The sequence below is a fragment of the uncultured Agrobacterium sp. genome (genome assembly GCF_913777885.1).
In the GTDB taxonomy this organism is placed as follows: domain Bacteria; phylum Pseudomonadota; class Alphaproteobacteria; order Rhizobiales; family Rhizobiaceae; genus Agrobacterium.
In genome coordinates this window covers 23,456-35,041 of sequence record NZ_CAJYTV010000009.1, presented here as the reverse complement: position 1 = coordinate 35,041, position 11,586 = coordinate 23,456, and the positions used below count along the sequence as shown (strand labels likewise).

At 56.7% G+C, this 11,586-nt stretch carries 14 protein-coding genes; 2 read left to right on the top strand and 12 right to left on the bottom strand.

Annotation, left to right across the window (positions count from 1 at the left end):
• The first annotated feature begins 1 nt into the window (after window position 1).
• Window positions 2–898: a zinc ABC transporter substrate-binding protein gene (locus QZ869_RS07380; RefSeq protein ID WP_296021248.1), complete on the top strand. Its 897-nt coding sequence runs from the start codon at window positions 2–4 to the stop codon at window positions 896–898.
• An 80-nt stretch (window positions 899–978) separates the two neighbouring features.
• Here QZ869_RS07380 and QZ869_RS07375 read toward each other — a convergent pair whose 3' ends face one another.
• The 12 genes from QZ869_RS07375 to coxB all read right to left on the bottom strand — a co-directional run bounded on the left by QZ869_RS07375 (window position 979) and on the right by coxB (window position 10,604).
• Entirely contained in the window at window positions 979–1,290 is a 312-nt protein-coding gene (locus tag QZ869_RS07375) for a Dabb family protein (RefSeq protein WP_296021250.1), read from the bottom strand.
• Between the two features lie 52 nt (window positions 1,291–1,342).
• Entirely contained in the window at window positions 1,343–1,786 is a 444-nt protein-coding gene (rnhA, locus tag QZ869_RS07370; RefSeq protein WP_296021253.1) for a ribonuclease HI, read from the bottom strand.
• Window positions 1,786–2,751 (bottom strand): homoserine kinase, encoded by a 966-nt coding sequence (locus QZ869_RS07365; protein WP_296103701.1) that lies wholly within the window; start codon window positions 2,749–2,751, stop codon window positions 1,786–1,788. The genes rnhA and QZ869_RS07365 overlap by 1 nt, the downstream gene beginning before the upstream one ends.
• 30 nt (window positions 2,752–2,781) lie before the next feature.
• Entirely contained in the window at window positions 2,782–3,828 is a 1,047-nt protein-coding gene (ispH, locus tag QZ869_RS07360; protein ID WP_296021257.1) for a 4-hydroxy-3-methylbut-2-enyl diphosphate reductase, read from the bottom strand.
• Window positions 3,829–3,902: 74 nt separating this feature from the next.
• Entirely contained in the window at window positions 3,903–4,655 is a 753-nt protein-coding gene (locus QZ869_RS07355) for an SURF1 family protein (protein ID WP_296103700.1), read from the bottom strand.
• Window positions 4,648–5,031 carry a DUF983 domain-containing protein gene (locus QZ869_RS07350; protein WP_296041266.1) on the bottom strand — a complete coding sequence of 128 codons (384 nt, stop codon included), beginning with the start codon at window positions 5,029–5,031 and terminating at the stop codon, window positions 4,648–4,650. The genes QZ869_RS07355 and QZ869_RS07350 overlap by 8 nt, the downstream gene beginning before the upstream one ends.
• Before the next feature lie 129 nt (window positions 5,032–5,160).
• Entirely contained in the window at window positions 5,161–6,045 is an 885-nt protein-coding gene (locus tag QZ869_RS07345; RefSeq protein ID WP_296074532.1) for a cytochrome c oxidase subunit 3, read from the bottom strand.
• Between the two features lie 109 nt (window positions 6,046–6,154).
• Window positions 6,155–6,763: a cytochrome c oxidase assembly protein gene (locus QZ869_RS07340; RefSeq protein ID WP_296103699.1), complete on the bottom strand. Its 609-nt coding sequence runs from the start codon at window positions 6,761–6,763 to the stop codon at window positions 6,155–6,157.
• Between the two features lie 25 nt (window positions 6,764–6,788).
• Entirely contained in the window at window positions 6,789–6,923 is a 135-nt protein-coding gene (locus tag QZ869_RS07335; RefSeq protein WP_296101041.1) for a hypothetical protein, read from the bottom strand.
• Complete coding sequence (locus QZ869_RS07330) at window positions 6,920–7,873, bottom strand: heme o synthase (RefSeq protein WP_296103697.1); 954 nt, start codon at window positions 7,871–7,873, stop codon at window positions 6,920–6,922. The genes QZ869_RS07335 and QZ869_RS07330 overlap by 4 nt, the downstream gene beginning before the upstream one ends.
• Window positions 7,874–7,989: 116 nt before the next feature.
• Complete coding sequence (ctaD, locus tag QZ869_RS07325; protein WP_296103694.1) at window positions 7,990–9,693, bottom strand: cytochrome c oxidase subunit I; 1,704 nt, start codon at window positions 9,691–9,693, stop codon at window positions 7,990–7,992.
• Between the two features lie 17 nt (window positions 9,694–9,710).
• A complete protein-coding gene (gene coxB, locus QZ869_RS07320; RefSeq protein ID WP_296021272.1) occupies window positions 9,711–10,604 on the bottom strand; it encodes a cytochrome c oxidase subunit II in 894 nt (297 codons plus the stop codon).
• Window positions 10,605–10,935: 331 nt separating this feature from the next.
• Here coxB and QZ869_RS07315 point away from each other — a divergent pair, with 331 nt between their 5' ends.
• Window positions 10,936–11,454 (top strand): invasion associated locus B family protein, encoded by a 519-nt coding sequence (locus tag QZ869_RS07315; protein ID WP_296021274.1) that lies wholly within the window; start codon window positions 10,936–10,938, stop codon window positions 11,452–11,454.
• Window positions 11,455–11,586: the final 132 nt, after the last annotated feature.

Sequence of the window (11,586 nt, the reverse complement as noted above, 5' to 3'; positions counted from 1 at the left end):
AATGTCACCACGCCTCTTCCTTTTCTCGACAGCTCTTCCAATCGTCATGGCCTTTTCTACCTGCGCGTCTGCTGGGGAAGTAAAAGCCGTGGCTTCGTTCACAGTGCTTGCCGATGTGGTGAAGCAAGTTGGTGGCAAGCATGTTACGGTCAGCAGCCTCGTCAAGCCGGATGGCGATCCGCACGAGTTCGAGCCTTCGCCGACAGATGCAAAAAAGCTTAAGGCTGCCGACGTTGTCTTCGTCAGCGGACTGGGTCTGGAAGGGTGGATGGACCGGCTTATTTCCGCTTCAGGCTACAAGGGCGCGCCCGTCAATGTCTCGGAAGGCATCAAGACGCGCGAGATGGACGAGGACGGCAAGACGGTGACCGACCCCCATGTCTGGAACAGCCCGGTCAACGTCAAGGTGTGGGTCCATAACATCGAGACGACGCTTGCCGCTGCCGACCCGGCGGATAAAGACGACTTCAAGGCAAATGCTGCAGCCTACATCCAGAAACTCGACGAGTTGGATCGTTACGCTCACCAGAAGTTCGATTCCGTCCAACAGGATCGCCGCAAGATCCTGACAAGCCATGATGCGTTCGGCTATTTCGGACGCGAATATAACGTCACGTTCCTGTCGCCGCTCGGCGTTTCCACGGAAACGGAAGCCTCTGCCGGAGATGTGGCAAAGCTGATCGAGCAGATCAAGGCCGAACACGTCAAAACCTATTTCTTCGAAAACTCGAACGATCCACGGCTGGTGAAGCAGGTCGCGAAAGCAACGGGTGCTGCACCGGGCGGAGAACTTTACGTCGAGTCGCTATCAAAAGCGAACGGCCCTGCACCGACTTATGAGAAGATGTTCCGCTACAATGTCGACAAGATTGCAGACGCTATCAACAAGTCAAGTTGATGAAACCAAGTGGCCTTCGTCCCCCTGAAGCTGGTGACGAAGGCAACCTATCGAAGACATTGAGAATTGCGCTGCTGGTGTCAAACAGCCATGTCGAAAACGAGGATGCCAGCCAGGCCACCATCGGTCAGACCGGCCAGGCGCTCTCCGACATCGACATGGTCGGGGTGCACGAGATAGTCGTCGCGCGCCTCCGTGCTCTCGAAGGTGACGATGAAGCCATCCAGGAAGCCGCCATTCAACCCTTCGGATGAAACGTTCTGGCCGCACTTAATATCGGAAATGCCGGGAATAACATCCTTCAGCGCGGTGATCGCCTCATAGATCGCCTGCTTTTCGGACGTGGTGGTCGCGGACTTAAACCGCAGAAATACGCAGTGAAGTATCGTCATGTGTCCCTCCTCCTTGATGCTGCAGCACTCGCTTTGAGACTACACCATCGCTTCATGACCGTCGTTTGAACGGTTCCATGCCTTTGCGCGCCAGTTCGTCGGCGCGCTCGTTTTCGGGATGTCCGGCATGTCCCTTGACCCAGTGCAGCGTCACCTTATGGCGCTCACGGGCTGCTTCCAGCGCCTGCCACAATTCCACGTTCTTGACCGGCTTATTGTCGGCGGTCTTCCAGCCTTTTTTCTTCCAGCCGAAAATCCACTTGGTGATGCCATCCTTAACATAGGCGCTGTCGGTGTAGAGATCGACCTCACAAGGGGCCTTCAGCGCATTCAACGCTTCGATGGCCGCCATCAGTTCCATGCGGTTATTGGTGGTATCGGCCTCGCCGCCGTTCAGTTCCTTCTCAACCTCCCCGTAGCGAAGAACGGCACCCCACCCGCCGGGTCCGGGATTGCCGGAACAGGCGCCGTCAGTAAAAATATCGACATGCTTCATTATTGCGCCAATCCATACTCGGCCACGTTGCCGATGGAGCGGTGGAACCGCAGCTTGCGCAGATATTCGAGCGGATCCTTCTTCACCACAAGAGCGCCCTCTGGCGTCGTCAGCCAATCATAGAGCCTGGTCAGGAAGAAGCGCAACGCCGAACCACGCGCCAGGATCGGCATGGCATCCAGTTCGGCTTCACTCATCGGGCGTATCGACTGATAGCCTTCAAGCAATGCCTTGCCCTTGGTGACCTTATAGGATCCGTCTTTCTCAAAGCACCAGGCGTTGAGGCAGATCGAAACGTCATAGGCGAGAAGATCGTTACAGGCGAAATAGAAGTCGATCAGCCCGGAAAGCTCGTCGCCCAGAAAGAAGACATTGTCCTGAAACAGATCGGCATGGATGACGCCAGACGGCAGATCGCCCGGCCAATTGGCCGCCAGAAACGCGATCTCCGGATCGATCTCGCCCTTCAAACCATTCTCCACCTCATCGGCGCGGGCTTCAGACTTCTCCCAAAGCACCTTCCAGCCTTCGAGCGAAAGTGCGTTAGGCCGTCTGATGTCAAAACCTTCACCCGCCAGATGCATCGCCGCCAGAGCTTTGCCAACTTCACGACAATGCTTCGCTTCAGGCTTTCTCAGCCACATGCCTTCGAGGAAGGAGATCAGTGCTGCTGGACGGCCGGACAACTCTCCAAGCAACTCGCCATCCTTACGCGGCAATGGCAGCGGGCATGACAAGCCCTTATCGGCCAGATGCTGCATCAACCCAAGAAAGAACGGCAGGTCGGACTTTTCCACCCGCTTCTCGTAGAGCGTCAGGATCAGCGGATCTTTGGTGGTGTGAAGCAGAAAATTGGAGTTCTCGACACCCTCGGCTATGCCCTTGTAAGAGGTCAATTCGCCGACGTCATATTGGCTAAGAAACTGTCTCAGCTCATCTTCGGTGATGTCTGTGTAAACTGCCAATGGAATTCTCTTGCAAGAGGATGGATAGGGTCAGACGTTCAGCACGGCCTTCGGCGGAAGCGCATCGCTTGCGCTGCCATTCACGAATGCCATGTCTTGTGTGGTGAGTTCAATATTGCGCAGTTCGCGATTCACCAGAAAATGTTCAGTCTCTTCTACGGTGACGGCCAGATCGAGCGTGGTGTCGAAGCGCTCCTTGAAAGCCTGGATGATCTCGTCGACGATGACTTCGGGTGCGGATGCACCTGCGGAAAGACCGATGGTGCGCACATCACCGATGTCATCCCAGTCGATCTCGGCAGCACGCTGAACCAGAACAGATCGCTTTGCGCCAGCGCGCAACGCTACTTCCACCAGACGCTTGGAATTCGAGGAGTTGGGCGCGCCCACGACGATGAAAAGATCGCAGCCGGGTGCCGCCTGTTTCACTGCATCCTGACGGTTGGTGGTGGCATAGCAGATACTATCCGCCGCCGGCGCCTGCATGGCCGGAAAGCGCTCCTGCAGCTTGGCAATCACGCCCGCAGTATCGTCGACGGACAGCGTAGTCTGCGTCACAAAGCCCAGGTTCTCCGGGTCGATAGGCTGATAACGCGCCGCATCTTCGACCGTTTCGATGAGAGATACCGTCCCCTCGGGCAGTTGCCCCATGGTGCCGATGACTTCCGGGTGGCCCGCATGGCCGATGAGAATAACGTGGCGGCCAAGGCGCTGGTGGCGCATGGCCTGCTTATGAACCTTGGAGACAAGCGGGCACGTGGCATCGAGATAGAAGAGGTTGCGCGCCTGCGCGTCTTCGGGCACCGATTTCGGCACGCCATGAGCGGAAAACACCACGGGCTGCTGGCGATGTTCGGCCGGAATCTCGTTCAGTTCCTCGACGAAGATTGCACCCTTCGCCTCAAGTCCTTCGACCACATAACGATTGTGAACGATCTCGTGGCGTACATAGACAGGAGCGCCATAAGCTTTGAGCGCCAGCACCACGATCTGGATGGCACGATCGACCCCGGCGCAAAAACCCCGCGGGCCACAGAGCCTGATGGTGAGAGGCGGCTTGGAAACGGCCATATTCATTCCTGCTCCTTTGCCTCCCATTTTACGTAAAACCGCTCGCTTCGGCGCAATTGGATGCGCGTGCGCGATGTACCCTACTCCCTTGGGCCTTTCAGGCCCCGCACATAGGCAAAACCGGCCACGAAGACAAGGGCAGCGGCAAGACCATACCAAGTAATCGCATATTGAAGGTGATTGTTGGGCAGATCAATAAGCGTCACGCCGCCTTTGGGCCAGCCGCCGGGATTGGCGGCGCCATTGGCATCGACGAAAAACGGCACCAGCGTGCCGGGAGAGAGACCAACACTTCTCGCCATGGCGCGGATATCTTTCCAATAGAAGATATTCTTGGCGACGTCATTGTCAGGCAGCATGATGGATGGCTTTGCCGCAAGCTGCGCACGCGCCAGCCCCTCGATGGTGACACTCCCCGTGAGCTGCCCCTGCTCACGTTTTGCCGGGTCCTTCATATCGTAAAGGACGAAGCCGCGATTGATGAAGATCTCCCGTCCGTCGTCAAGCTTCAACGGCGTATAGACGTAGTATCCGGTCTGTCCCTGATGCGTGGCAAAAAAGTGCCGCTCCTTCGAATGATCGAAGACGCCAGAGAGCCGAACGGTGCGGTATTCGATATCGCCACCGGAGGCGGCAATCCTTTCGATCTCAGCAAGGTCAACAGGTGCGGCGTGAACGCGCAGTTCGATCTCGCTGAGAAGGGCCTCCTTCCAATATAGCCGCTTCACCTGCCATGTGCCGAGCGCCAAAAGAATGACGAGCAAAAGCAGCACCAGAGGACCAGCAAACCACAGTCGCCGGTGGGCAGGCTTGAGGGGACCATGCTCAACCATGATCGATGCTGCCTTCACTGGCGTTGCTGCGATATTGGAGCGCCACCATGATGCCCTTCAGCTTGCGCAAAAGTACCAGCGAGAGGATGACTGTCAGGGGTAGCCAGATCAAGGCGTGAAGCCAAACGGGTGGCGCGAAGACGGAGTCGAACCAGAGGGCGAGGCCAATGATCAGAAACCCTACGATCAACATAACGAAGACAGCCGGACCATCGCCAGCGTCTGCGAATGCATAATCCAGCCCGCAGGCACTGCAATGTGGCTTCAGTTTCAGAAATCCGTCGAAGAGTTTCCCCCGCCCACAACGGGGGCAGCAGCCTTGCAGACCGACCTTGATTGGATCGACAGGAGGGAACTCGCCTGTATTCTGCATCATGGCTCCTCCGGCCTCATCAGATCAGTAAGCGCAGCAATCCGCCGCGCTTATACCAGTCGCTCAATCAGCGACGCCTGGTCTTCATGATCAAGTGGAGCGGAGCAATGCACCGCTCCTTTGCAAGGCTGGTCAGTGACCCGCCTCAGCCAGTGGCGCGCCCCAGCCGCCCCAGATGTAGATGGCGAAGAAGAGGAAGAGCCAGACGACGTCCACGAAGTGCCAGTACCAGGCAGCAGCCTCGAAGCCGAAATGATGCTTTGGCGTGAAACCGCCTGCGATTGCGCGGAACAGGCAAACCAACAGGAAGATCGTCCCGACGAAGACGTGGAAACCGTGGAAGCCCGTCGCCATAAAGAATGTCGCGCCATAGATCGAATTCTTGAAGTCGAACGGAGCGTGCATGTATTCGTAGATCTGCACCGCAGAGAAAAGAACGCCGAGCGCAACCGTCAGCGACAGACCGGCGATCATACCCTTGCGGTCATTATGCAGCAGAGCGTGGTGTGCCCAGGTGACGCAAGTACCCGAAAGAAGCAGGATCACGGTATTGTATAGCGGCAGATGCCATGGGTCGATGACCTCGATACCCTTTGGCGGCCACTGACCACCAGTATAGGCAAGTCGCGACGCCTGAATGGCCTCGTGCGGATAGAGGCTCGCATCGAAATAGGCCCAGAACCACGCAACGAAGAACATGACCTCCGAGGCGATGAACATGATCATGCCGTAGCGCAGATGCAGCGAAACGACCGGCGTATGGTGACCTTCGTTGCCTTCCTTGATCGTGTCAGCCCACCAGGCGTACATCGTGTAAAGCACGATGGCGAGGCCCCCATAGAAAAACCAGGGAGTGGCGAGTTCAAGACCGAACAGCTTGAATGAGCCGCCGTTCAAGTAGCGCATATAACAGACGCCGCCGAAGGTCAGCACGAAGGCACCGATGGATGCCAGAAGCGGCCATGGGCTCGGGTTTATGATATGGTAGTCGTGGTTCTTTTGATGCGTGTCTGCCATGTGATCAATCCCCGAAGGCTCTTCCCAATCTCGCTAAACCGTCTCTCTGAACTGAAGCCAGACGACCGTTTCATTCAATGGCGCGATCTTTCGACCACGCCTCCCTCTCTCAAAGTCTCGTCTCGTCACGTTCAGTCTTTGCCGGTAAGGACGCAACCGGTTTTTCCGTTTTCGACGGGTAAAATGTGTAGGACAAGGTCAATGTATGAATGTTCTTCGTTTCCCGAGCCTTGACGATCTCCGGATCGATGAAGAACACCACCGGCATTTCCAGCGTTTCACCCGGCTGGAGCGTCGTCTCGGTAAAGCAGAAGCACTGCACCTTGTTGAAGTATGCACCAGCCTCCATCGGCGTCACATTGAACACGGCGGTGCCCGTGGTTGCGACCGGCGAACGGTTGGTAGCCTTGAAGTTCACCTGGATCGTCTCACCAATCCGAGGCTCGACCATCTTGTTCACCGGACGAAAATCCCAGTTCAGACCGTTGGACGTGTTGGAATCGAACGTCACCTTCATCGTCTTATCGAGGATGACGTCGGAATATTGTTCGACGCGCTGGGTGGTGCCATTATAGCCGGTGACCTGGCAGAACAGGCGATAGAGGGGCACAGAGGCATAGGCCATGCCAACCATGCCGCAGACGAAGACAAGACACAGCACGAGGATCGAGCCATTGCTCGTCTTTCTGCTTCCGGTCATCTTTTGTGCTTCTGTCATATCTCCCCCTCCCTAGCTCGTTCGATCAATGACCGCCGATCTTGATGATGGTAATGACGTAGAACAGGACCACCAGAGCCGCCAGCGTGAGGCCAAGCGCCAAGTTACGCCCACGCCTCGACTTCTTCTGCGCCTCATTGAGCTTTACGGTCTCGATCATGCCGCGCCTCCAACCATCGTGACAAAGGACGGCACGAGATGATCGGCCAGAAGGGCGGAGAAAATCGCAAACAGGTAGAACACCGAATAGGCAAACATCTTCTTTGCCGGCATCATCTTGTCGTCGCCATCCGGCATGCGCCGAACGGAGATGGAACAGTAGACGAAGATAATGCTGAGGATCGCAGCGAAGATGCCATAGCTCAACCCTGCAAGTCCAGAGAAATAGGGGGCCACAGCGACAGCCATGGTCAAAATGGAATAGACGATCATCTGGTTCTTGGTCGAGCGCTCGCCGGCCACATTCGGCATCATCGGAATGCCGACAGAGCCGTAGTCGCGCATCTTGAAGAGCGCCAAGGCCCAAAAATGTGCGGGCGTCCAAAGAAAGATGATCAAAAACAGGATAGTGCTATCCAGCGAGACATTGCCGGTCACGCAAGCCCAGCCGAGCATGGGCGGGAATGCGCCGGCAGCACCGCCGATAACGATGTTCTGCGGCGTCGAGCGCTTGAGCCACATCGTATAGACGACGGCATAGAAGAAGATGGTAAAGGCGAGAAGACCGGCAGCAAACCAATTGACGGCCAGGCCCAGGATGGCAACCGAGAAGACCGAAAGCGTCAGTCCGAAGGCCAAAGCCTCACCCGGCGCAACCCGTCCGGATGGAATAGGACGCTTGGCCGTGCGCGACATGACAGCGTCAATATCGGCATCGTACCACATGTTCAACGCGCCAGAGGCCCCTGCCCCTACCGCGATGCAAAGGATTGCGATCAATCCGAGGACTGGATTGATCGTGCCTGGTGCGAGAATGAGCCCGGCAAAGGCCGTGAACACAACCAGCGACATGACGCGGGGCTTCAACAGCTCAAAATAATCACGCGCGCCAGCTTCCGAAAGCGAAGCGTATTCGATTGCCAGCGTGTCGCGATTGTCAATAACGGTCATTATTTCCTGCTTTCCCGAAAGACGCCCCATCCCAATGCGGCGTCTTTGCTCATCTCGTCCGGCGTAAAACTGACATTTATCATGTTACGCCGGACAAAACGCTCGGACAAAATGCCTCAGCGGATACGCGGAAGCTGCTCCCACTGATGGTATGGCGGTGGAGACGACAGCTGCCATTCCAGCGTTGTGGCACCCGGACCCCACGGGTTGTCGCCAGCGATCCGCTTCTTGGCGAAGGCTTCCCATACGCCGAAGAGGAAAATCAGGACGGCGACCGCAGAGATGTAGGAACCATAAGAGGAAACTAGGTTCCAACCCGCATAGGCATCCGGATAGTCGATGTATCGACGCGGCATGCCTGCAAGACCCAGGAAGTGCTGCGGGAAGAAGATCAGGTTGACGCCGACGAACATGACCCAGAAGTGCAGGTTGCCGATCTTCTGACTATACATGTAGCCGGTGATCTTCGGGAACCAGTAGTACCAGCCGGCAAAGATCGCAAAGACCGCGCCAAGCGACAGGACGTAGTGGAAGTGCGCCACCACGTAGTAGGTGTCATGAAGCGAACGGTCGAGACCGGCATTGGCGAGCTGAACGCCCGTGACGCCGCCCACCGTGAAGAGGAAGATGAAGCCGATCGCCCAGATCATCGGTGTAGTGAAGGTCAGCGAACCGCCCCACATCGTAGCGATCCAGGAGAAGATCTTAATGCCGGTCGGCACCGCGATCACCATGGTTGCGAAGACGAAGTAGCGCTGCGCTTCGAGCGACAGACCAACGGTATACATGTGGTGCGCCCACACGATGAAGCCGACGGCGCCGATTGCGACCATGGCGTAAGCCATGCCGAGATAACCGAAGATCGGCTTGCGCGAGAAGGTCGATACGATGTGGCTGATGATGCCGAAGCCAGGCAGGATCAGGATGTAGACTTCCGGGTGACCGAAGAACCAGAACAGGTGCTGGTAGAGGATCGGATCGCCGCCGCCTTCAGGAGAGAAGAAGGTCGTGCCAAAGTTGCGGTCGGTCAGAAGCATGGTGATGCCACCTGCCAGAACCGGAAGCGACAGCAGAAGAAGGAAGGCAGTGACAAGCACAGACCACGCAAAGAGCGGCATCTTGTGCAGCGTCATGCCAGGCGCGCGCATGTTGAGGATCGTGGTGATGAAGTTGATCGCACCGAGGATCGAAGAGGCACCGGCTACGTGAAGCGCAAAGATCGCAAGATCGACCGCTGGCCCCGGCATACCGCTCGTTGATAATGGTGGATACATCGTCCAGCCGCCACCGACACCATAGGCACCTGCCGGCCCTTCGACGAAGAGCGAAAGAAGAAGCAGGATAAAGGCAGGAACGATCAACCAGAAGGAGATGTTGTTGAGGCGCGGGAAAGCCATGTCCGGAGCGCCGATCATGATCGGAACCATCCAGTTGGCAAAACCGCCGATCATGGCCGGCATGACCATGAAGAAGATCATGATGAGCGCATGCGCGGTGGTGAACACGTTGTACATGTGCTTGCCGCCGTCGATGGCAGCGTCACCCTCGAAGCCGTAGACCATCGTTGCCAGACCGTGGAAGATCTGGATGCCAGGCTCTTGCAGCTCCATACGCATAACGACCGATAGGCCGCCGCCGATGATGCCGGCGATGATCGCAAAAATCAGATAGAGCGTGCCGATGTCCTTGTGGTTGGTCGAAAAGAACCAACGCTGCGCAAAGCTCGGCGTATGATCGTGATGCGCGTGATCGTCGCCATGAGCGTCATGGACGGCACGATCATGAGAGCGATGGTCGTCGTGTGCGGAATGTCCAGCCATTGTCCTCACTCCTTGCCTTAGTTGGTTTCGTTCGCGGCGACGCGAAGGGCGCTTGCGCCATCCACAGAAGCCATCAGCGCCCGGTTGGCACCGCTCAAGTCAGAAGCAGCGGCAGCAGCCCAGGTCTTGTATTGCTCTTCGGAAACCACCCGTATGGCAATCGGCATGAAGGCGTGGTCCTTGCCGCAAAGCTCGGAGCACTGACCGTAGTAAAGTCCTTCTTTTTCAGGCTTGAACCAGGTTTCGTTCAGACGGCCTGGGACGGCATCGATCTTGACGCCGAAAGCCGGCATCGCGAAGGCATGAATAACGTCCGTCGGCGCAGCGGTGACGAGAAGACGCACGGTCTTATTCACCGGCACGACCATCTCATTGTCTACGGCCAGAAGACGCGGGTAACGAGCGTGATCCTCCTTGCCGGCGGCAGCGCGATCTACATCCTTCAGCATGTAGCTGTCGAACGCCAAAGGCTCGGAGCCTTCTGCCGCCTGATATTCATAATTCCATTGCCACTGCGTGGCGGTCGCCTTCAATGTCAGGTCCGGATTTTCCGGCTGCGTCAGCTGCGCGTTGAGAAGATTGAAGGACGGGAAAGCCAGGAAAAGAAGAATGAGGACCGGCGCTAGCGTCCAGACGATCTCGATTGCCGTATTGTGGCTAGTCTTGGACGGAACCGGGTTTGAGGACGCCTTGAACTTCACAACGACGAGAATGAGCAGGACGAGAACGAAAATCGTCACGGGAACGATAAACCACAGGGTATATTGTTCAAACCAACGAATTTCGTGCATGATCGGCGTTGCGGCCTCCTGCAATCCCATCTGCCACTCTTTAGGCTGATCGGCGTTTGCGCCGACAGCCGAGAGCAGACAGATCGTGCCCGCCAACGCTGCGTTAATCCTAGTAATCACGGTACCTCTCCCTCACGCACCTGATTATGATCAATCCAAGGCGCAGAATCCATGCTTATAGTTTAGACTCAAATCATAGTTTGCGCGCCGCCGCAATATCGCCCAGCTTTCGTAGAGGGGCATTTTTAGTCCGTTACTTTGTCTCGGCACCCTGCGTCGGCGGCACATGGAAACTGAACTCCAAACATGCGCAGGCTCTCTGGCTGGCGGCAATTTGACCAACAGCAGGTCCTATTTTGGCCGCACTCACTTGGAAATGAGGAGCGCGGCTCTTTCATTTCCAGTATCGGAAGTCAAAATAACCGCACTGATTCGAATTCCAGAGGTATCCATGCGTCTGCCCCCGATTGCGCGCGCCGCTTTTGTCGCCGCCGGCTTCTCTCTTCTCGCGTCCGGCACGAGCGTCGCCCAGCAACCGCCTGGCACGCCGAAATCCACGCATGGCAACTGGTCGGTGATCTGCGACAAGCCCGCTGGCGCATCCGAGGAACAATGCGCATTGATGCAGAACGTAATTGCCGACGATCGTCCCGAAGTCGGGCTGTCGGTCGTCGTACTGAAGACGGCCGATCGCAAGTCGCGCATTCTTCGCATCCTTGCGCCGCTTGGCGTGTTGCTGAAGGATGGAATGGAACTTTATATTGATAACAACAATATCGGCCGTGCTTATTTCACCCGCTGCTTCTCCGAGGGCTGCTATGTGGAAGTGGATATCGACGACGAGCTGATGAAAGTTCTGCGCGCCGGCAAGCACGCCGTTTTTGCCTTGCGCGAGTCGGTCGATCAGGACCGTGTCGGCATTCCGATCGAACTGACCGGCTTTGCCGAAGGTTACGACGCGCTGCCTTGAGCTTGCAGACCGGCAGTCTTCGGACGCAACTATTTCCGCAATTCTCCGCGAGGCTATGATGTGTGGGTTGCGCCGTTAAACGCCAGCACCTAAATCACATTCACGATGATTGATGCTGACGCCTGGAGTACG